We start from the raw sequence: 22,683 nt of genomic DNA, 5'->3' as shown, positions 1-22,683 counted from the left end.
TTCTTATCATAACAAAATATCCAGGTACTAGCTAGTGCCGCTACGCGGAATTCAAAATTCATGCATTCAAAAGTCTTGCTTAGTGAGGCTTTTAGGAAGCTAGTAAGCTGCAAATTGTTATTTCTGCTATCCTGCACTAGGGGGTATCTAGGTTATAATCAAGGTAATTTCTTAATATTATTAATTATTGAAAAATTATTTGTATTGGATTTGAGAGAATTATACCAATTTTAAAAAAGAATGTTACGAATAATAAGCACTATTAAAAGATTTTATAGGGAACTTATATTTGATGAAAAAGATAAATTAAGATACAAAAAAGTATAGAAAACCTATTCATTTAATTAATAATTAATAATTCACCTTTAAAGGGAAAAAAATAAATTTTTGAATTATTATTAGAAGTTACACAGTAAAATGTATTTTTGTGACTTTAGACCGACAGGAAAGCAATCTCAAATCCTAGTTTTTCCTACCTCATGCGTAACTCCTGATTATATATAGCAATTCCCATAGTTATGAGGTACATTCACGATCCCCCTAAATCCCCCTTAAAAAGGGGGACTTTGAAGGCTACCACCTTTTTAAGCGGTTCCCCCCTTAATTAAGCTATCCCTTATAAGGAACTCTTGAAACCCTTGTGGGAGGATGGGGAGGATGGGGAGGAGGGGGAGGAAGAATTCTGTCTACAGTCTTCACTTCTTTGTGTCTAATTCAATACATTTTTCTCCCGAAAAAGCCGAACCCAGACGTACCCATAACTTGTCTATAATGCCCAAGTTTTATGTTAAGAAAGATGTTTATAAAGCATAGCTTAATTAAGGGGGGTTAGGGGCGATCTGGGGGCAGGGGGGGATCTAAAACTGTACTTCTTACAGCATATTCCAAGTATATGAAGTACACAAATTAACAGTTAAATCCTATCAGTGTGGGCATCTTGCCCGCAATTGGTGTATCTCACCAAAGTGGAATCCGCTGTACGTTAAAGAACTGCTATAAAATACGAAACCTAAATTAATAAAATCAGGTAAAGTGGGAAAATATTAAAATATTTAACATGAGTATTAATAGCTCAATATTTGATTATATTATGAGACTGACACAGCTAATTTTGTACATTAAGTTATCGAATCGGAGGGTGGGACATTTTTTTTAATTAAATTGTTGATATGATTAATTTTAGTGTCTACTATTGCCAAATTTTAGGCGTGTTACGTCACTACTATACTTCTTTCTTACTCCTTAATTAATTATGTGGATTTTTAATCAAAATAAAACTCCTAAACAGACAAAACAACTAGACAAAATAATTCTGCTAAAAATTAGTAAAATTATAAGCATATTACTGCTATTTTGTCTATCATTGATACTGGTAATATCGATCGTTCCTAGGACTAGAGCTTCAATAACAAATATTTCAGCAGAACCACAATTAATTAGTAATGCAGAAGCACAAGATAATAGTTATGAAAAATTAGTTGATGGGTATGAAAAATTAGAAGGAATGTTTACTCTTTATCGAGACCAAGAAACAGGTCAAACATTAATGGAAATTCAACCAGAACAACTGAATCAAAATTTCCTTTGTGCGATCGCTTTAGAATCGGGTATTGGTGAAGCAGGTTTAATTAGTGGCATACCAATTAGAGATTTTGTATTCCAGTTAAGAAAACAGCAAGATAATATTCAATTTGTTTTGCCAAATATCAAGTTTCGTACTGACGAATTCGACCCACAAGCTCGTTCGATTAAACGTTCTTTTAGTGACTCAATTTTATATTCTCTACCTATTGAAGCAACTCATCCTCAAAAACAAACATTACTCATTGATTTAGAAAATTTATTGATTGGGGATTTAAACTTATTCTCCTTAGAAGAAATCTTACCTGATGACTATTCAATAGAATATACAAATTCTTATATTAGTGATGGAAAAGCATTTCCTTTGAATATAGAACTAGAGTCAGTTTATGGAATTTTAAATGAATATAATACAGGAGATTTGGAATCTGTACCAGATAGTCGTGCTTTTAATCTTAGAGTCCGCTTTAGTTTTTCTGAATTACCAATAAATAATGGTTATATTCCTCGACTTGCAGATGAAAGAGTAGGTTATTTTCTTAGTGCCTATAAAGATGTTTCTGACAATAGTCGTCGGGAACCTTTTGTTCGTTATATTAAGAGATGGAATCTGGAAAAACAAATTCCTAGCGCACCTTTATCACCACCCTTAGAACCGATAACTTTCTGGATAGAAAATACAGTCCCAATCGAATATCGAGATGCCATTCGCGAAGGAGTTTTAATGTGGAATCAAGCTTTTGAAAAAGCCGGATTTATTGATGCTATTCAAGTTAAACAAATGCCCGATGATGCGACTTGGGACCCAGCAGATATTCGTTACAATACAATTCGTTGGTCTACTACTTTTGACTCTTGGTTTAGAGGCATTGGTCCTTCCCGTTTCAATCCATTAACAGGGGAAATTTTAGATGCAGATATTATTCTAGATGCAGGAGTTATTAGAAGTATTAAATATGGTGAAATAGGTCGTCTGGTTTTACAAAATCAATCTTTTGCTAAGGCTTTTAAAACTAAGGATGGCAAAAGTTATAATCCCTGTGTTTTAGATATGTATTCAGGGGATTTAGATAATCTGGAAACTGAGGCAGAAGCAAATATTTCTGACAAAAATAATAATATAGAATCTATAATTCCTAAATCCCTACAAACACAATATCTATCTTCTGGTAAGTCATTATTATCACATTCCCATTCATCAGAACACCTTTGTTTTGGTTGGAATTCATCTCAACAGTTAGGAGTGGGAGCAGTAGCAATGGATGTTTTGCAAAATGTCAGACCTTATAGTACAGAAACGGAAAAGTATGTGAATCAGTTCTTAAAATATCTGACTGCTCATGAGGTCGGACATACTCTCGGTCTCAGACATAATTTCCATGGTAGCACAATGTTGGCACCAGAACAGTTGAATGATACCAGCATTACTCACACAAAAGGGTTAGTCGCATCTATAATGGATTACGTACCAGTTAATATAGCTCCACAGGGAATAACTCAAGGAGACTATTTTCCGATTGTAATCGGTCCTTATGATGAGTGGGCGATTGAATACGGTTACAAACCCAGTGGCATAACTAACTATATTGGTGAAAAAGGCTTTTTACAAGAGATTGCGAGTCGAGCTACGCAACCAGAATTATCTTATGCTCCAGAAGAAGATTCCTATAGCATTCTAGATCCGGCAGCAAATAGGTTTGACCTCAGTGGCGATACATTGGTTTATTCTCAGTGGCAATTAGATAACGCCCAGAATATTTGGCAGGGTTTAGAAAAGCGGGGTCTTAGAAATAATGAAAGTTATAGCGATATCAGGGTGATGTTTGATCTGGTTTTATCTTATTATTTCCGGCAAATAAGGAATGCTACTTTGTATGTGGGGGGTCAGTCGTTTAACCGAGAGAACATAAAAAGCTCTAATAGGGGTTTGCCATTTGAACCAATACCTGTAGAGAAACAACGTCAAGCTTTGGAAATACTAGATAAGTATGTTTTTAGTGAGGAGGCGTTTCAGTTCTCACCAGATTTCTTGAATAAGTTGGCACCGTCTCGTTGGTTACATTGGGGAAGTCCTGTTGTGGTGTTTCCTTTAGATTATCCAATTCAAGACCGGGTTTTATTGGTGCAACGTCGAATTTTACGATCGCTCCTTTCTAATACTCGTTTGACTCGTCTGCGAGATTTGGAGTTGAAGACAACGCCAGATAATCTTTTGCAGTTACCAGAACTTTTTGAGACTCTGCAAAATAGTATTTGGAGGGAGGTTTTACAACCAACTGGGGGTGCAGTTGAAATTTCTGGTATGCGTCGTTCCCTACAACGGGAACATCTGAATCTGTTAATTTCAATAGTTTTGCGTAATCGGAGGGTGCCTGAAGATGCTCGAAGTTTAGCTTGGTATGAACTGCGACAACTGGATAAAGATTTGCACAAGGCGATTAAAAAACGGCGTAAGAAGATGGATGATTATACTAGAGCGCATTTAGAAGAAACGCGCGATCGGATCGTGAAAACTTTGAATGCACAGTTAGATTCTAATTAGAAATTCAAAATTCATGCATTCAAAAGTAAGATTTTAGAACTTTTTAACCTCAACTGAGATTTTAACGTTCTATCTTACATTCCGCACCACAAAATATAGTATAGAAGAAGGAGTCAGGAGACTCGAGACTCGAGACAGAATTTTAGAATCAGGAGTCAGGAGACTCGAGACAGAATTTTAATAGCTTCTCTCGCCGTACTCACATCTGGCGGTACCCTTGTGGCATGAATATAATTCGTACTCGGGCAAGTCATTTTTAATAGATATATCGGTTCAACATCAATATCATTATCTATTCTCAGTAAACTATACTCCCGCCAACTATCTAATTCTACCGCTTGTAATTCCTGACAAATTCTACTGTAGTCTATTCCTTGAATTAAGACTCGCCGTAACTCGGCATTTTCTTCTGTCAATAACCATCGCGACTGCCATCGGTGAGGATGTAATAATCCATATCTTTCTGGCAACTTCACCCTAACAATTCTGCGTCTTTACCTAGAGCATCTTGCCAAATAAACATTAACCGCAACAATTGCTCGTTGGGCAAATCATTTTCCAGTTAGTGCCAGAGTTGATAGTCAATTTGACTTTCCAATTTCTCTGACAGTTCAATTTGCAACGAACTCAGTAAGGGAGATCCCAAAATTTGTACTAAACGTTGGGGCGATCACGACCCTACTATTTCTTTTACAGCGGTTTTCATATGAATAAACCACAATGATACTTACTCTTCACTCCTAACTCTTGACTCCTGACTCCTAACTCCTCACTCCTCACTCCTGACTCCTGACTCCTGACTCCTAACAATGAATTTAGTGGTCTACTCAACTGAAAAGCGCTGTATGGCATCTGGACTACTCAGAAATAGAATTTCTGGTTTCTTTTTTCCCTGTGCCGAATAAACTGCATTTACTGCTGCTGTTCCTCTTTCCCTATTTATCGGGTCAGTTGACACTATATTTTTGCGCCATTTTTCCCGATAAATTCGTATAAATGCTTTTTGTTCTGTTGTTAGATTTTTAATTTTAGTCTGCCACATAGCGCCATCCCATAGGTTCATATTCTCGCTGAATGCCTACCATCCAGTTTCCTTGTGGAATTTTGACTGGTTTATGTTCTTCGTGAGTTAAATTTGCTGTCTGTGACAAAACTTTTAGATACAGCGTGCCATCTTTTTCGTATAGCTGGGCATTTCCATTAGTAATCTGGTGAGAATGTCCTGTGACTTTTGCTGTACAATACCTACTCAATTCCGGCAGGCATCAGGATAAACCTTGCAATTACCAGTTTTGATGCTTGCTTCTTGCTTCAATCTAGGGAGTGGACCCCTTCTAGTTCACAAGCGTAAATTCGGGTACAGCCTACCCTAGTTTTTTGATTAACTTCCCCATATTGAGATAGTACAATCGCCGCATTCAAGTCACGGTCTATTGTTGTGCCTTTTCGGAGGACAATTATAGATGCGATCGCAATTATGTTAATACAGCAATGAATATGACCGCAATGATGACAAGTTTTAGACGATGGAAACCACTGCATGGCTAATACAACAGTTCCGCCGTTGGTAACGATTTTGGTTGTCAATCGTTCCCTGAATTGATATAATTCCTGGCCGTCTGTTGTCTGCCGCTAACTTTCGAGAATGGATCATGCCTTTAACGTTTAAGTCTTCCAGACAAACGTCTTTCTGCTAAAGTCAGGTGAAACAATTTCTGGCCTGAGGTTAGCTCAATCGGCTGCAATATCACATCACCTTGACGAATTGGTTGCATCTTTAATTTTCTTCTAAACTTCTCATCCTAATCGTAACTATAATTACAGCTAATTATATTTCTACGTAAATTACAGGATACATCATTTTATATTTATTCATCAACTAGATTTTTTTTATAGCGCTACGCGGAGCGGGAATAGGGAACACTTAACTGGGAATAGCATACTTTCAAAGGCTTTTTCTGATAGGGAAATGCTCCGCAAGCAGGATTTAGAAATGTCAAATACCTTAATGCGTAGTGCTATATTTATTTTTCACATAAGTTTTGAAAATTATATACATTATTTATACTGATTTTTATATGCAAGATTTGGCTTAATTGTTTTTTATCTGTAGCTTTAATAAAAAACTTTTTCGTCCATTAGGTTCCTGGGACTGTTTTATATCATGTCCGGTAGCATCGGTATTGTAAAGGGTAAGAATTTAGAATTTAGAATGCGCGAATTTAGAATTCAGAAATTTGCTTATGTATTGCTGTAGTTATCTAGGAGTTAAGGGTATTACCCCGAAACAACTTAAATTTCCTGTAGATCTGAACCTTGTGGAATAGGCATCTTGCCTGTGCCGATTTACACGGGACTATAGCAGCGGACATGATATTAATATTTATTCTAAGATTATTACAATTATTTATTTTTTTTAACTTAGAATAAAATTTATTCAAAATTATATATAAAAAGATATTTTTAGATAAAATAAGTTTCATGTGCCTGTGCCTCGACTTCTGAGAAACCTGTACGATTTGGATGGGTAGTTTTGAGGCGATCGCTAATTACCTCAACGCTTATCTGACTTTTATAGCACTACCCATTAAGGCATTTGACATTTCTAAATAATCAAACAGGAAAGAAAGTTTGCTATTCCCTATTCACGCAACCCGACGGCGCGAGAACTTTTGACTTTTGTATTGAACGACTTTATACTGATAATATTAACGTTTCGGAATGGTTTATTAAAATGGAAGTAGGTACAACACAAGCAGCTTTTCTTCTCAATATTTCTACAGCTAGAGTACGAGTCTTACTTAAAGAAGGTCGGATTCAGGGTGCTTATAAAAATGGGCGGTCTTGGTTCATTCCTCTCAATAACCAAGGTATACCAGAAATCATACCAGGTCGTCGAGGTCCAGACGGTACTTGGAATAAAGGACAGCGTACAACTAAAACAGTTATTCATGTATTACCAACTGTAGTTCAAGCTAATCAAAAAAATGCTACTTCTTTGCCAGCAGTTAATATTCAACAAGGCGATCGCTACAATGTATGTCACGAAGCAGAAATTCTCGGACCTTGCAAAATAGTTTATCAACCTCATCAAATTACTAGAACTCAAGGTAGAGAAAAAAGTTTATGGATTGAAGTAGACCCGGAAGTACAAATTATTCATAAAGTATTCTCTGAAGTTAGGGAGTAGGGAGTAGGGAGTAGGGAGTAGGGAGTGAGCAAAAAATCTTGACCAAATAATTAATAATTAAACATTTCAGGTTTAAACCCTTCCCTTTTTATTTAAGTTAGGGAGTAGGGAGTAGGGAGTAGGGAGCGAGCAAAAAATATTTACCAAATAATTAAATAGCTGAATGCTAAATGCTAAATCCTTATATTGCTACATACCAGAAATATTCCAGTTATCTAAAAGTTGCCGTAGTTTTGCATCACTAAAATCATTAATAACAATACTCGCTCCTACCTCTAATAAAGATTCAGGTTCATGGGTAGAAGCAACTCCTATTGTATAAATCCCTGCTCCTACCGCAGACTTAATTCCAGAACGAGAATCTTCAAAAGCGATCGCCTCAAGAGGCGAAACTTCCAACTTTTCTAAACCTAATTTATAAGGTGCAGGATCGGGTTTTCCCACAGTCATTTCTCCACCTAATATTACTAATGGAAAAGTATCTTGTAGCTGTAAAACTTCTAGCATGAATTTAGCATTTTCAGGAGGTGCATTTGTGACAACTGCTTTCTGGAGTTTTTGGTTTTCCACCCATTCAATAAATTCTAATAATCCTGTTAATGGTTTTAAGTTTAAGGCAATTTCTCGAAATTTTACTTCCTTATAATTTGCGAGTTCTTCTGCTTCTGTGGCGGATAATTGTGGTAATAAATCTTGAATAATTGCTGGATTAGTTCTACCACTAATATATTGTTTATAAGATGTATGGTCAATTACTACTCCGTGATTATTTAAAATTTCTTTCCAGGTCTGGTAATGCAAGGGATCTGTATTTGCCAGAGTGCCATCGAGGTCAAACAAAATTGCTTTAAGCATCTTAATTTAATAGATAGATAAATGGTATTTTTTATGTCTTTTAGTCCATTTTGTCAGACGAATTTTTTTCTTTTTTGGCAATAAATAATGGTTTAATAATAACCAATTCTTTATCTGTTAAACTACTCGAATTAGGGATTTACCTAACTCCTGTTTATAAAAAGTGAGCTACTCTACTTAACTTAAATATATACCTTTTTCTCAAAAGATATCCTTAGGGGTTCTATAGCGATCGCTATAATTTTTTAAGCAATCACCCAAATTAGTAGACGCTATATATAGTTTCTTTGGGTAAGTCCTGATGATTGAAAGTATTTAGGAACAATAATCATTTTATTATTCCCACACTTTCTTGATAGACTACCAAAAAATAGTACCATTTAGATTGACCGAATAATTAATAATTAAATAATTTACCTTTAAAACCTCCCCAATAAAGGGGCAAAAAATAATTTTTTTCTTTTTACTCAATCCTTTCCTTTTTATACCATTTCTCATGCATGAATGCTATATCTGATTGGGTGGGGAAGTTGGTTCGTGTGGGAGGTGTGGGGAGAAGACGTTGCATTCAACGTCTGTAGAAAAAGTATATACTAACCTACCTTAAATTGTCAAAAACAGACTTTAAAATTTGATAACTATTGACTATTGAAGTATAGCTGAAGTATATAATTAATGCATGGTAATTGGTATTAGGGAGAGGTAATTATCCATTATCCATTATCCATTATCCATTATCTATTATTGAATACTGTGGTCTAATCAAATAGACCTCTTGCAAAAGTAAAAATTCAATCAATACTAGCTCTGAAATCAACAATTTCATCCCCTCTCTTGATGCGCGTTCCGCAAGCGATCTGTCGTCGTCGCGGGGTCGCACCGCTATTGCAAGAGTGCCTATTGCCTATTGCCTGACTTCTGCAAGAAGTCTAATGAAAACTTATCTCAAAGAATAAGTAATAAATATTAGTATTAAACTGTACTTCACAACTTTCAAAATTGCTGTCAAAATAAATCAAATGTTTGTTTGCTCAATTTTAATCTTATATAAATAACTCTTTTACAACAAAATCTCCCAAAGTTACAGTAAAATTATGCTGCTGTTTAGTCGCGGCAAAATTAATCACCGTTTCACAAGCAACAGCAACAGTTAACATTACCAAGTTTCTCGCTAAAGGATAATCACAAATATCATCATTTACTGGAGAAGGAACTCGATAATTTTCGTTCCAAATTATCTCTGAATAATCAGAAGCTAATCCTACATGAATACAATAAATATCAGAACTAGCACAATAATTTTTAACAGCACTTCTACTAAGACTATTATCAAAAGTATCGATAACTAATTCACTTTTTCCTAATAGTTGATCCGCATTTTCTACAGTTAATTTTTGAGATTTACCATCAATTTTTATTCCCAGGGCACGATAAAGACTATTCGTCAGAATTTTCACTTTAAATGCCCCAATATCAGAACGATAATAAGGTTGAGTAGATAGGTTACGCTCTTCAATACGATCATAATCTATTACTCCTAATTTACTAAATCCAGAACGAGCTAAATTTTCAGTAATATTTGCTCCTAAAGCACCCGCACCACAAATAGTTATTGACAAATTTTTTAGCTTTGTCATTATGTCTGGACTGCGGTAAAGTTGTTCGTGAAAAAATATAGACATGGTTTCCTAGGAACAGGGAACAGGGAAGAAAAAAAATGAATATATATGAATATAATAGCTGCTATATTCTCTACTTTTAAGCAACATTTCAATTCTCACATCTGATTCCTGATTGCGATAGTAATGCTCTAATATATTCGTGGCAAAAATTTTACTGCTTTAGGCAACAGACACTATTGCTACAGGCAACAGGTAGGAGTTTCAACTTTTTTATTTACTTTTTAATTTGTCACAACCTATTTAGGATTCCTATATAGATGTTGCTAATAGTCAATAAACATTGCTAAAATACTCTAATTATTAGAGAATTATATTATTATACATCTCCAGAAAAGAGGGAATAGGAAACAGGGAACAGGGAACAGGAAGAAAGAATAGATAATTTCTGGATGAGAATTGATTTGCTTTTTGATTTTCGGAGATGCTTATTGTTAATTTGATTTAAAAATAAGAATTTTAAGTATAGCGTTTCTCAGCAATCGTGAGGTACACCTATCTTTATTTGTTCCTATTTCCTATTCCCTGTTTCCTATTCCCTATTCCCTATTCCCTGTTCCCAGTTAAGTGTTCCCTGTTCCCTAAAACCAAGGAATTTTGTACCTCACGCTTCTTGGGAATTGCTATATATTAGTTATTGTCAATATTTACTGAATTATCACACAAATTATACAATCACACTCTTTAGCAAATCACCTAGAAAATGTTAGTAATGACACAATAATTAGTAGATAACTTAGGAAAAATTTATTACTGTCGTTTAAAAATTAATCGTAAGCATAGATAATACTGGTGGTGTAGAGAAATATAGAAAAATTAGAGAATATGGAAAATTGAAGATATCAATCCAGAAATTAAGCAATTAACCAGTATTAACTTTGATCAATGTCGTCTCAGAAAAATTCCGAAAAGTTATATAGCTTGTGCTATGTTAGTCTGGAATTTTTGAAAAATATAGAGTGCGAAAATAGGCAAAACTATTTATTAAATTAAGCATAAATTATTATTGGAATATCTCAAGTCAGAATTCAAATATCCTTCCATTAAAATGAAAGTTATTTAACTTAAAATAACTGAAGTTTTGTTGCTATATAGTTAGGCGATTGCTAACGCAAAGATCCGCTAACCCATCAAATTACAGTGAAGCTCGAAATTAACTATTAGATGTTACATATAATATCTTTGCGTAAGTCCTAATCTTTGACTTATTTGAAGTAATTGAGCTGTTTTAGCGATCGCATAACTCAATAATGGCCATAACTTAAGAGTAAGTTTTTCTTGCTCTCTTAGTAGAGAATTATTCTATAATTCCACACCCGATATGATGGAAGATTTATAAGTGAATAACCAAAAAGTCACCTGAATACTCTTTCCCCTGGATAGGGGATGAAAAAAATATTCGCGCCTAGTATTTCAAGGATCTAATTTTAGCATTAGGTACTGATAACTAATAGGTGAAATTATCCGCCAAAAATAGGATTGTTCGGCGGGACAAAAATTATGTTTGATTTTTCGATTTATTAATTAACTAGACCATAATTAATGTCTAATTTCATCACAAATCTACAACAGGCCAATCAGATTCTCTATAGTAGCTAATCATATCATCGAACTTTCGCAGTTCTCCCCGATGTACCAAAATTTCTGGAGTAGTTTCTAACCATTGATGATTTAATTCTGAAATGCTATCTGCCAAACCAGCAATATCTAAATTTGATGGAATCTCCCCAAAATATCCCAAAGTAACATGAGCAGTCAAGTGATATTGCTGTTCAATACCTAGAGCAATGAAATTAGGATTTTGATAAATTAACCGACGTAATTTTAGAACTTGTTCATAAGAAGTTTCATCTTTTGGCACTAAAGAAACACCAACTGATCTAGTCATTACTATAATTCCCAAAATTTGCCATTGAATTTGATGGCCATTTGCGGAAATAGATAACTCCTGAAAACTTTCTGCAATACAAGAACGTAATTTTTCTTCAAATAGAGGATTATTTTGACTAGCATCTAGAAAAGCACTTTCCCAAATTAGATCGGCTAAGGTCAAATGAAAACTATTGCCAGGCACAGGAATCATTAAACTCGTACCTAATAGTTCTATTAATTGTTCTTGACACTTTTGTAAAGCCTGATAAAAATTACTGTTTTGTGAGTCCTCTTCCCCAGGTGGAGTAATCACTGAATAACCAGGAAAATTTGCTGCCTCAACTTGGCCATTGATTAGTTTTTTAAATTTGGGAGAAGGTTGGATATACTCCAACTGAGACTTGTAACTTTGTGGTAGCGTCATTTGAGCTACTCGGTTAATGTAGTTCTGATATGTATCGTCCAATCTTAATTGCCCCTTGTCAAAAAATAGCTTCTTATGCCAATTTACCTATACTTTGGCGAGGATGGATATTCAATGATGCAAGCCGTTAATGCTTTGCGTCAATCTGTCCTCGATCCGATCTGGACTAGCTTTAATTATGACAAAATTTCGCCAGCAACAGATGCAGTTCAAATTGGATTGAATCAGGCCATGACCCCACCTTTTGGTTCTGGTAGTCGTTTTGTTTGGCTCGTCGATACTAATATAACTCAGCATTGCTCACAAAATTTGTTAGAGGATTTGGAGAGGACTCTACCTCAGATTCCCGAAACGACTTTGCTATTATTTACAACGCCTAATAAACCTGATCGAAGACTTAAGTCCACAAAATTGCTCCAAAAAGTGGCTCAAGTTCGAGATTTTTCTCCTATTCCTCCTTGGGAAACAGAATTACTTGAGAAGCAAGTCAAAGAAATGGCTCAGGAAGTAGGAGTTAAGCTTACTACTGCTGGAGTTACTTTTTTAGCAGAAGCTTTAGGTAACGATCGCCGACAATTGCATAGTGAGTTGACTAAATTACAACTTTATGATACCCAAGATACTGTTTTAGACTTAGAAGTAATTACTACTCTAGTAGGACCTCAAACTCAAAGTAGTTTGAAGTTGGCCAAAGCTATTCGTTTAGGAGATACAGTTAAAGCTTTGGAATTAGTAGCAGATTTAATTGCCCATAACGAACATCCATTAAGAATAGTAGCTACTTTAGTAGGCCAATTTAGAACATGGTTTTGGGTCAAACTAATGATAGAGACAGGAGAAAAAGATGAAAAGGCGATCGCCCAAGCTGTAGAAATAAACAACCCGAAACGGGTATATATTTTACGGCAAGAGGTAAAGTCTTTATCATTAAATCAGTTACAAAAAACTTTACCCTTATTGTTAGAGTTGGAAGTAAGTCTCAAACAAGGAAAGGAGGAAATATCTACCCTACAAACTAAAATTATCGAACTTTGTCAGCTATTATCAACATCAAGAAAGTTATAGGAAATATCGTCAAACTATTTAGGGTTAAAAATTATTTCAGTTATCAGTTATCATTTATCAATATCTATAGTAATAAGGAGGCGAATAAGGACTGAAATTTCCTTTTTTCTCCTGTTTAACGAGGAGGCTTGAGACCTTATTTATTGGTCAAATCAATTCAAAATTAAAAATTATTAATTCGCTCATTATAACCTCTGCCTAAAGTATTGGGATTGAAATAAGGAAAATATTTTTGATTTTTTCGTTTTTTGAAGAACTAGGCTTGAATCCTTAATTAAACAATTATTGAAATTCACTTATAACCAAAATTTTTAACTTTAGAATGCGCGAATAACGAGGAGGCTTGAGACCTTATTTATTGGTCAAATCAATTCAAAATTATTAATTCACTCATTATAAATTTTGCCTAAAGTCAGAGCCTTGAAATCAGGAAAATATTTTTGATTTTTTCGTTTTTTGAAGAACGAGGTTTGAATCCTTAATTAAACAATTATTGAAATTCACTTATAACCAAAATTTTTAACTTTAGAATGCGCGAATAACGAGGAGGCTTGAGACCTTATTTATTGGTCAAATCAATTCAAAATTATTAATTCACTCATTATAACTTCTGCCTAAAGTCAGAGGCTTGAAATCAGGAAAATATTTTTGATTTTTTCGTGGTTGTACGAACGAGGTTTGAATCCTTAATTAAACAATTATTGAAATTCACTTATAACCAAAATTTTTAACTTTAGAATGCGCGAATTTTGAATTCAAAAAATGGTCATAATTAAGGAGTAAGAATAGTCACACTCATCAAAGTCAATTATGATAGTTTATCTGAAGGTATTTTCCCGAGCCAAAATTTAATTTATGGAGATATAATCCGTTTACCAATCCTGATTCAATGGCATCTCAAATTACTATTCCCAAAGATTGATAAAATTAATATGATTATAATTATATAATCAGCTAAACTAGCTATAGCATTTTTATTTGAGATGTGGAAACCGAGTCAAATTAAAAAGGGAATAGTATCAAGGTATGGAGGGAATAGTCAAGAAATTAAAACAGCATTAAATAGTAGTAAAAATCAGGATATACGGTACTTAAGACAGCACTTTTTCGCACGAAAAAACCTCAATCTAGATTTACATCTCATTTGAAAAAACTATATTCATTAATGGATAATGGATAATTACCTCTCCCCTTTAGGGAGAGGATTGACCAAGAAGGAAAAGAATCTTCCGTATTTTTAAGCCTCCTGGTTTAGCGGTCGTTACTGATAACTAATAACTGATAACTGATAACTGAAATGACTCCCTGTTGCTTGTTCCCTGTTGCCTATCTCAACTAGAAAATTCCTAAAAGCACGACTACTTATTAAAACTTATAGTATAATCATTTTTTTAACCAGAGGTATAGACAGATAAGAAGCAAATTTTAATCATTCGCTGTTGTGAAAAATTAATAATTCCTGCTAATATAAAATCCAGTAGCAGGTTTTTCTAACTCTGCAAATTCTTGGCGGTTGGGCAATACTGATTAGACTCGGTGGAATACCTTTCTGCTTATTAAATATAGGGTCAAAGTTTTCTTCTTAGGAAGAGACTTGAAACCCAATTTTTTGAAAAATCAACAATCTACCGTTAAGATAGCGAAGATTTTCACCCTTGTAGATAATACCATTTCTATCATGAAACTACACTTAATAAAAAAGAATATAGTTGAGAAGATAAATCTGATTTATTTATTTCCATCAAATATTTATAGTAAGTTTCTGAACCAACCCGATTTATAGATGCTGAAACTTAGCTTAGATATTCAGGAGCGATCTGCGCTAGCATGCATCAGCTTTGATAGACAATTATTAAGGGTATTGTTAAAAAGAAATACTATAAAAATATCAAAATTGATTATAGTAATTAAGTAAATTAACTATTAACTATTCACTATTCGCCCTCCAGCCCAAAGGAACGCTAGTCATGACATCAAACAATCTGCGGGAACTTGCTAAACAAGGAGATCCAAAAGTTATCTCCTCAATTATCAATCATTCACTACAAAAAAAAGGTATCAATGTCCAAGTAACAAAGGACAATGATTCTCTTGAAGTTACACTGGAGTCGGATAAAATTGCTAATCAACAAGCCTCTCTTGTTGAATTTATCCGAACTGGAATTGTGAAATTAGGAGTTGAATCGATCGACACTGTTAAGGTGTATGGCGTTCAGACAGGTGATGAAACACCAGTCTGGGAAGAGGAAATTTTTTTAGGTACACCACCAAAAAGTAATATATCTGAACTTGAAGAAGAATCAGAAGCAGAGGATTTTCCAGAAACTGTAGATGAGTTAGATCCAGAATTGGAAAATGTATACGAAACCGAAACAGATGAAGATTATTACGAGGAAGGAGAATACGATGAGGAAGTTGAGTATGAAGACAATGAAGATGACGAAGAAGAACTATCAGAGCAACCTCAATCTCAAAAAAAGAAAATTCCTTTAATACCAATATTGCTCGGATTTGTCTTAGTAGTAGTAGGTACTCTTGCTGCATTGCACTTTAGTGGTATATTTCCACTACCATTCCTCAGTCAGTCAAAGTCAGAAAACACTAAGTCTAATGAAGCTAACTCATCTACGCCAGAAACTTCCCCTAGCGATCCTCAGTCAAAAGAATCTCCAAAAACAACTGAAACCACACCTGCCGACTCTAACCCTTGGTATTTTGGTGTAACGAGCGCCCAAAGTGCTGCCCAAAAAGCTCAGACAGCTAAAACAAAATCTGAATGGAACGCAGTAGCTACTGACTGGCAAAAAGCTGTCGATCTAATGAAAAAAGTGCCTGAGTCTGACCCAAATTATCAAACGGCACAAACAAAAGTCCTTGAGTATCAAAATAATTTAGATATAGCAAAGCAGAGGGCAGATAAAGCTCCTAATTAAGAATCAGCAAACAAAAATATGAAACTTTTTGTACCAGGTCGCCTTTGTTTATTTGGAGAACATAGTGACTGGGCTGGAGGATATCGTCTTATGAATCCCCAAATAGAGAAAGGCTATCATGATTTTCCTAAAATGCAATGTTTGAAATTAGTAGTTAGGACTTAATATCTTGAATAATTTACTGATTTTTATACAGAATTAAGCGAATTTGATATAAAGTCTTCATCTTCTCAGACCTCCCCGTTCCCCGATATGCGAAAATGGTTTGAGGAGTTCCTTATAAGGGTTGGTACTAATAACTGATAACTGATATGACAGAGTGAGCAAATATTTAGTAACAGTAATACTTTTTATGAAAAAACCTTTCTACAAGAATTGACTTCTCGCCGGTCGTGCATACACGGGGATTCTTAAGTAGTCCAAAAACGAACTCTTAAAGGCATAGTCAAATTGCCTCTACCAACTCCTTCAAGATAAAATCCTAAAGTTGTTGCTACTTTTTTGAGAATGTTTGCCGCACCATTAATATCAGCATTAACTAATAAACCATGTTGAGTTTGATAAAGTCCTCTTTGTCTTGATGCAGTCGCTCATGGGGGAAACCCCCAAGACCGCGCTGCATCGCTTAATTCGCCTACCTGATGGGTTCCAGCTTTCAGGTTTTTCACCGATAGTTGGCAGGAAATCATCATCTAAAAACGATGCTTGTGAGGTGTACGATTCCTCAGTTTCAATAAACTCTATGCCGTACAATTCAGATAACTGATTAATCCGTTCTTTAAGTTTAGCTGTAGGGATTTGTACAAACTTTTGGTTGTTTTTTGCACCCATATCAATGCTATTTTTTTGTCGTTTATTCCAACCAAAAACTATGTTACCAATGCCATGTTCTCGCGCAATGATTTATAACTAATTTTGCTGATTTATTAACAGCATCGCGCATTTGTCTATTGCGTTTCTCAGTGATGCCAGCTAATTTCTTTGACCAAAATCCTTGGGGTTTATCTTTTTTAATATTGGCTACTTGTTTGTTGTACCATTGGTTTTTTGACTTAAGATGTTTGCCATCAATAATGAAGCTCATCCCAGTATTAGAGACACAACTTAACCAGTTATCAACTCCGTGGTCAATACCTAAAACCTTATCTTTGTCTAACTGAGGTTTATTAGCTTTTAACTCATAAACCCATTCCACATAAAAACAACCGTTACGAGGCAGAATCCTAATTTCTCTGATTTCTTTAAACTCAAGATTACTGGGAAAGTCTAGGGAAAAAGCATCAATTTTAAAAAGGGCCTTAACTTTTTTTCCTAAAGGTACTCTAACTTTATCTTTATCTAGCTTTAAGGCTTGCGCATGGATAAGTTATTATTCCCATTCCTCCTTTTTTGCGGTACTTAGGCAGTTGAGGTTTATCTGATAACTCCCCTTTATTGTATTTCTTAGATAGCTCTTTATAAGACTTAAATGCCTCTGCTACTCCTCTGAGAGTTTGCTGTGCTGCCTGAGAGTGCAAAAACTTATAATTTATATTGGACTTTAATTCCTTTTCTAAGTTGTATTTGCCCGTAATATATCCCAATTTCAAATACCATTGTCTAGCCAAATAAATTCCACAATTAATGAGCTTATTAGCCGTCGTGCATAAGTATTCTAAAAAAGGGAGATTTTCGGTTTTTTTAATTAACTCTTGTTGGCATCCATACATCTTTATCACCTCCATGCTAATACGATAACATTAAAAGTAAGATACACTTTTTAAAAGGCGACTGAAGTCGCCGTTCGCTTTTCATCCACGCTCTAAAGAGACGTGGCTTGTTCTCGCTCCCGTTCCTTTCTCGTAAATCTGAAACTCATGCATAAACAAATTACTCCATACAGATGGAACACTTTGAATAGTTGTCCGATTAGATACAACGTTAAGCTTATGTGTGGAGTTAAATAAAAATAAAGATTTTTTTTCTTTTAATTTAACCTCAAGGCCAGAGAAAAATTAGGGAGAATCTGGGAATCTTGACAATCAATATTGATACGTTAACCAGGCAATGATTTTAGAAGTAAAATTAGCCTCTAGTTCCAGTCAATTAAAATTCCCTGACTCCCCATTCTACTTATTCTTCTATTTGTGAGCCATTACCATTTGTCTCATCATCTTTCTCATTATCTATTTGTTTCAAATGAATATGTTTGTATCCTAGCCTGATTTCAAATTCATCTCCTGGTTTTAAGCCCATAGTTTCAGTATAAGTAGCTCCTATAACTATTTGGCCATTTTTATGAACGCTAACTCGATAAGTTGGTTCCCTACCGCGACCATCTTTAGTTCCACTCTTTTCTAAAGGAACTCCTTTTGCTGCTAAAATTGCATCATAAAAATCTGTGAGATTAACACGAGTTTCATCACTTTTCGTAAGTGTGTAATATCCACATCGTTTAGCAGTTTCCCTTCGTGGTAAGTCAGAAAGTTCTTTTACCCTTTGTAGTAAAGGCTTTCCCGTTAGTGGAGTTGTGGCATTTTCAACCATAGTTCTTAATAATTCTCCTTACTCTATTAGTACTATAGTAAATCAATTTTAGTGAAAATTGTTTGGATTATTAATAATATATACTGAAATTTATCAATTGTGCAAAAAAAATCTTACTAAGTCATAAGGCCAATAATATTTGAGTAGGTAATCTTGATTTCCTTTATGCACAACTTATCCTTCTAGTTAAATTGACATTATCTCCTAATTTTCAAGAGTTTTTACCCTATGAGGATTGCTATTGTGTCAATTTTTTTCATGGGGTAGGGGGAAAGAAAAATGTTTAGGGTATAGGATAAATTATTTACTCAGTTCGTTTAATTGACCAGAAAATCAGGTCGATAGCCTGCCCTTTTAAGGGGATGAAAAAAATCTTCGATTTAGTATTTTCGTAGCCTCTCTATTCCAGGAGGTACTGATAACTGAGCAGTGAAATGACCCACTAGATTTTTCGAGTTTTAATCTACATATTATAAATATTCCTAATTTTTTCTACACGACTTAGGATATAAGTTTGAATAGTAATTTAAAGCCTTTACCAAAATTGCATTATTAATAACAGTTTTTATTGGCAAGTCTAGTGCTAGAGAAAGGGAGTGCTAAAAATTCAATAATATCGGTTGGCCAGTACATATTATCAGAAGCTAATTTTGACAAATTTTAGAATAATCAATTTTAACTAAAAACTGTTGAAATTTTAGAGGCGCTGTATTGAATGTCTAGGGTAAATCTGTGACAACTGACATTAAGTTCGCTTAATTAATTATCAAAAAATTTTCTCCTCACTCTCTCTCTATTGCCTTCTGGATATATTACCTATTATTTTATTTATTTATAACTATTCAACCTCATAAGAGCTGATTCCTAAGTCAGAGATAATGAGATATTTTTGTGAGCAATTCAAGAGACTTGTTTGCTTTTGAGCGAGAGCACTTTGCCTAGATAGTGAGGTACACTTTTGTTTTTCAGGGAGTTTGATAATCTACTATTGCGTATAGAAAAATATAGCTTTGTTTTCTATTTTTAATTTTAAAAAAATCAATAATTGTATGGAAACATTTTGACTTCTGTGAAAATGAGAAGTTTAATGCTATTATATTTATGTTTAAATCTAAAAGACTAATATATGCTATTAAATCTTAGAACTTAGCTGGTTGTTGTGGATAAATGGTAACTCGCTCTAAAACTTGCTCTAACTGTGGAACTGAATCGCGAGTCTCTGTTTTGATCAGAGCGCGCAATCAAATTGCGAATACTGCAATTTTAGCTGCAATCGAGACTTGATAAGAGCGTTAAATTTAGCTACGGGCAGTTCGCCCGCGTGTGCCAGAGGAGCTGGATAACGCCGACGTTGCCAGTTTGAAGCAGGAATAGAACAGGCTATATTTATTCCATTTTATATAAATAATCATAGGTTAAGAAGAACGGTCAGCAGAAAGTAAACACCAGATTGTCACTTTATGTGACGCCTTGTATCAGTTTTATAAAACAGTAAAAAAACTATGTTTCCATTTGCAGGAACAACTGAAGCCGCAACTCTATTAGGAATTTCAGCTCAACGAGTCCGAGTCTTACTCAAAGAAGGTCGCATTATGGGTGCTTCTAAAATTAACGGTAAGACTTGGGTGATACCTCTTTTTGACGGAATGCCAATTATCTCAAGTAAAAAGCGCGGCCCTAAACCTCGTTGGCGTTCCCGTCAGCACTGTGGCAAAAAGACTGTTCATGTGAATAGAAATAATCTCAGGGATAATCAAACAAATGGAAATACAGAGAAAAAAGTGGCTTCTGTTAAACAAGGTTCTAAAAATTTAGCAACAGGTCACGAAATAGACATTCATGGTCCTTGTCGGATAGTTTATCGACCAGAAAAACCTCATAGTTGTGGAGCAACAGTTTGGATTGAGACCTTAGCCGCAGTAACAGTCTATGATTTTGATGGTAATGTAGAACGAGTGAACAGTATGTGGGAACTATATGAAGATGGTATTAGAAAAAGTGATAAAGAAAAGGTTGAACAGTTGATTCGCATAGCGTAGGAAGGAAAATGCACAATTTTATCCCACCAGATAGATTTTTTCCCTATCTGACCTGGCAAGATATTGAGACAATGCCAGATCAAGAAAATGTAGTAATTATTCAACCAGTAGGTTCCATTGAACAACACGGACCTCATTTGCCCTTAATAGTTGATTCAGCGATCGCTACTTATGCCACTGGTAAAGCACTGGCTAAATTAGACCGGAATATCCCGGCCTACGCTTTGCCTACCCAATATTACGGCAAATCTAACGAGCATTGGCATTTTCCTGGCACTATTACTCTTAGTGCCCAGACTTTGATGGCTGTTTTGACAGAAATAGGAGAAAGTATCTATCGCTCTGGATTCCGCAAGTTGGTATTTTTAAACGCCCACGGTGGGCAGCCTCAAGTTCTTGAGATTGTGGCGCGAGACTTGCACCAAAAATATGAGGATTTTTTACTATTTCCGCTCTTTGCTTGGCGCGTACCTAATCCTTGTGAGGAATTGTTGACGCAGAAGGAATTGGAATTAGGAATTCATGCTGGAGATGCTGAAACTAGCGTGATGCTATCCATGTTGCCGGATGTGGTGAGGATGGATAAGGCGGTGTGCGAATATCCCCAAGGTTTGCCAGAAGATAGTATGTTGAGTATGGAGGGAAATTTGCCTTTTACTTGGTTGACACGAGAGTTGAGTCGTAGTGGTGTTTTGGGTGATGCTAAGGTGGCGACTAAGGAAAAAGGCGATCGGATACTTGAGGGTGTTACTGATAGTTGGGTGCAGGTGATTAAGGATATTTATCAGTTTCGGCAGCCAAGTCAATAAAGTTAGAAGTCAGAAGTTGTTTTTGTAATACCAAATCCAGTTTTCAAGACCAATTTTAAATATCAACTCAATCTATTTCTATCAAGGAGTTAGGCTATAAAAATAAAAGGTAAAAGTATTGCTCAAGCAAAATAAAGTGTTAAAGTTGTTAGGTGAACTTTAAGTTTAGCATGAAGGAAAAAATGATGAATTTTAACTTTCCTGGCGGGAAGTCCCGCGCTCTCCATCCCCCCTAACCCCCCGTGCATAGGGGGGAGGGGGAGCGTCGGGATGAAAGCCTGGACCCGGATTCGGATACCTTCATAAGCTAAACGTTCATATGCCCTTGACACTTTTAGGAGCATTTTGTTATTATCAATGTCAACACAGGGGGAGGACATCACCTCTGTCATGCGCAGCGGTCTGGCTTTCCCAGACTGAAGAATCCCGTGTTTTCCCGTAAGGGCAACGTCGGGAGTATGTCAAGGATACTTTATCACTTTTGAAAAAGCAAGCTAATGTACCATTGTTTCTCGGTGCAACTACGATCTTTTCTTTACTAAACCGCAAAAAGTTGGTAAGGATTTTCCTCCGTTCTTAGAAACCTACGATTATCTATATAAATCTATGATTTTCTTGCTTACAATCTGTTCTCTTCCTGCTGTACGGACGTTGCATGCAACGTCCCTACCGTCGGCGTTACCCAGTCCACAGTCTGTCACGGACGAACTGCCCGCCATAGCTAAATTTAACGCTGCATTCAAGTCTCGTTCGCGCGCTTAGTTGCGGAGCTATCACAGCTAAAATTGCAGTGTTCACAATTGAAAACGCGCTCTGATAACAACAGAGACTCTTTAACAGCTCCACACCTACTGCAAGTCTTAGAGCTAGGAAACCATCTATCATATAGAATCCGGGTAATTAGTTATCGTATTACTGAGGAGTAATGAGTAATGAGTAATGAGTAATGAGTAAGGAGTAAGGAGTAATATCAAATCCGGTTGAATACAAGAGTGTATTGTTGGGGGAGATGGTCCGATTGTCCGATTTAATAATGAACATATACTATATAACCGGATTCTATATCAATAATGATTAGCTCAGAACCATATAACTTACATTTGTACTCTAACTGTCTTCTGAACTCGTAAAAACCCATATCAGCAACTGCCAGTAGGGGCGAATGGCC

The 22,683-nt window shown here is 35.4% G+C and carries 16 protein-coding genes and 2 pseudogenes; 6 read left to right on the top strand and 12 right to left on the bottom strand.

The window, feature by feature from the left end; translation table 11 throughout:
- Nucleotides 1-1,252 precede the first annotated feature (1,252 nt).
- Nucleotides 1,253-4,123, top strand: a complete 2,871-nt coding sequence (locus F6K40_RS08350; RefSeq protein WP_293134021.1) for a zinc-dependent metalloprotease — start codon at nt 1,253-1,255, stop codon at nt 4,121-4,123.
- A 155-nt stretch (nt 4,124-4,278) separates the two neighbouring features.
- On the opposite strand, the pseudogene F6K40_RS08345 reads toward F6K40_RS08350, so the two are convergent.
- The 4 genes and pseudogenes from F6K40_RS08345 to F6K40_RS08330 all read right to left on the bottom strand — a co-directional run.
- Nucleotides 4,279-4,599, bottom strand: a pseudogene (locus tag F6K40_RS08345) (DUF6745 domain-containing protein); the annotation flags it as partial.
- Nucleotides 4,600-4,946: 347 nt separating this feature from the next.
- Nucleotides 4,947-5,165: a hypothetical protein gene (locus F6K40_RS08340; RefSeq protein WP_293134018.1), complete on the bottom strand. Its 219-nt coding sequence runs from the start codon at nt 5,163-5,165 to the stop codon at nt 4,947-4,949.
- Nucleotides 5,152-5,376 carry a hypothetical protein gene (locus F6K40_RS08335; protein ID WP_293134015.1) on the bottom strand — a complete coding sequence of 75 codons (225 nt, stop codon included), beginning with the start codon at nt 5,374-5,376 and terminating at the stop codon, nt 5,152-5,154. Before F6K40_RS08335 ends, F6K40_RS08340 begins: the two co-directional genes overlap by 14 nt.
- A 58-nt stretch (nt 5,377-5,434) precedes the next feature.
- Nucleotides 5,435-5,716 (bottom strand): annotated as a pseudogene (locus F6K40_RS08330) (zinc ribbon domain-containing protein); the annotation flags it as partial.
- A gap of 1,003 nt (nt 5,717-6,719) precedes the next feature.
- Here F6K40_RS08330 and F6K40_RS08325 point away from each other — a divergent pair.
- Nucleotides 6,720-7,313, top strand: coding sequence for a MerR family transcriptional regulator (locus F6K40_RS08325; protein ID WP_293134012.1), 594 nt, complete (start codon nt 6,720-6,722; stop codon nt 7,311-7,313).
- Nucleotides 7,314-7,502: 189 nt separating this feature from the next.
- On the opposite strand, the gene F6K40_RS08320 is transcribed toward F6K40_RS08325, so the two are convergent.
- The 3 genes from F6K40_RS08320 to F6K40_RS08310 all read right to left on the bottom strand — a co-directional run bounded on the left by F6K40_RS08320 (nt 7,503) and on the right by F6K40_RS08310 (nt 12,143).
- Nucleotides 7,503-8,168 carry an HAD family hydrolase gene (locus F6K40_RS08320; protein WP_293134009.1) on the bottom strand — a complete coding sequence of 222 codons (666 nt, stop codon included), beginning with the start codon at nt 8,166-8,168 and terminating at the stop codon, nt 7,503-7,505.
- 1,043 nt (nt 8,169-9,211) lie between these two features.
- The gene (locus tag F6K40_RS08315) at nt 9,212-9,850 is read right to left on the bottom strand and encodes a ThiF family adenylyltransferase (RefSeq protein ID WP_293134006.1); all 639 of its coding nucleotides are present in this window, start codon (nt 9,848-9,850) and stop codon (nt 9,212-9,214) included.
- Between the two features lie 1,552 nt (nt 9,851-11,402).
- Complete coding sequence (locus F6K40_RS08310; RefSeq protein WP_365670691.1) at nt 11,403-12,143, bottom strand: DUF1868 domain-containing protein; 741 nt, start codon at nt 12,141-12,143, stop codon at nt 11,403-11,405.
- A 75-nt stretch (nt 12,144-12,218) separates the two neighbouring features.
- On the opposite strand from F6K40_RS08310, the gene holA reads away from it, so the two are divergent.
- Both holA and F6K40_RS08300 read left to right on the top strand, forming a co-directional pair.
- Nucleotides 12,219-13,208: a DNA polymerase III subunit delta gene (gene holA / locus F6K40_RS08305; protein ID WP_293134000.1), complete on the top strand. Its 990-nt coding sequence runs from the start codon at nt 12,219-12,221 to the stop codon at nt 13,206-13,208.
- A gap of 1,967 nt (nt 13,209-15,175) precedes the next feature.
- Entirely contained in the window at nt 15,176-16,141 is a 966-nt protein-coding gene (locus F6K40_RS08300; protein ID WP_293133997.1) for a hypothetical protein, read from the top strand.
- A gap of 534 nt (nt 16,142-16,675) precedes the next feature.
- On the opposite strand, the gene F6K40_RS08295 is transcribed toward F6K40_RS08300, so the two are convergent.
- The 4 genes from F6K40_RS08295 to F6K40_RS08280 all read right to left on the bottom strand — a co-directional run bounded on the left by F6K40_RS08295 (nt 16,676) and on the right by F6K40_RS08280 (nt 18,667).
- Complete coding sequence (locus F6K40_RS08295) at nt 16,676-16,978, bottom strand: hypothetical protein (protein WP_293134079.1); 303 nt, start codon at nt 16,976-16,978, stop codon at nt 16,676-16,678.
- 37 nt (nt 16,979-17,015) lie between these two features.
- The gene (locus F6K40_RS08290; RefSeq protein ID WP_293133995.1) at nt 17,016-17,336 is read right to left on the bottom strand and encodes a transposase; all 321 of its coding nucleotides are present in this window, start codon (nt 17,334-17,336) and stop codon (nt 17,016-17,018) included.
- 139 nt (nt 17,337-17,475) lie between these two features.
- Nucleotides 17,476-17,850, bottom strand: coding sequence for a hypothetical protein (locus tag F6K40_RS08285; RefSeq protein ID WP_293133992.1), 375 nt, complete (start codon nt 17,848-17,850; stop codon nt 17,476-17,478).
- A gap of 403 nt (nt 17,851-18,253) precedes the next feature.
- Entirely contained in the window at nt 18,254-18,667 is a 414-nt protein-coding gene (locus tag F6K40_RS08280; RefSeq protein ID WP_293133990.1) for an AbrB family transcriptional regulator, read from the bottom strand.
- Between the two features lie 1,502 nt (nt 18,668-20,169).
- Here F6K40_RS08280 and F6K40_RS08275 point away from each other — a divergent pair.
- Nucleotides 20,170-20,706, top strand: a complete 537-nt coding sequence (locus F6K40_RS08275; RefSeq protein ID WP_365670663.1) for a helix-turn-helix domain-containing protein — start codon at nt 20,170-20,172, stop codon at nt 20,704-20,706.
- A gap of 8 nt (nt 20,707-20,714) precedes the next feature.
- On the top strand, nt 20,715-21,515 hold the full coding sequence (locus F6K40_RS08270; RefSeq protein WP_293133988.1) for a creatininase family protein: 801 nt from the start codon (nt 20,715-20,717) through the stop codon (nt 21,513-21,515).
- 739 nt (nt 21,516-22,254) lie between these two features.
- Here F6K40_RS08270 and F6K40_RS08265 read toward each other — a convergent pair.
- Nucleotides 22,255-22,407: a zinc ribbon domain-containing protein gene (locus F6K40_RS08265; protein ID WP_293134076.1), complete on the bottom strand. Its 153-nt coding sequence runs from the start codon at nt 22,405-22,407 to the stop codon at nt 22,255-22,257.
- Nucleotides 22,408-22,683: the final 276 nt, after the last annotated feature.

Origin of the sequence: Okeania sp. SIO3I5, from assembly GCF_010672085.1 — a bacterium.
Lineage (GTDB): Bacteria > Cyanobacteriota > Cyanobacteriia > Cyanobacteriales > Microcoleaceae > Trichodesmium.
This window is presented reverse-complemented; position numbering and strand designations above follow the sequence as displayed.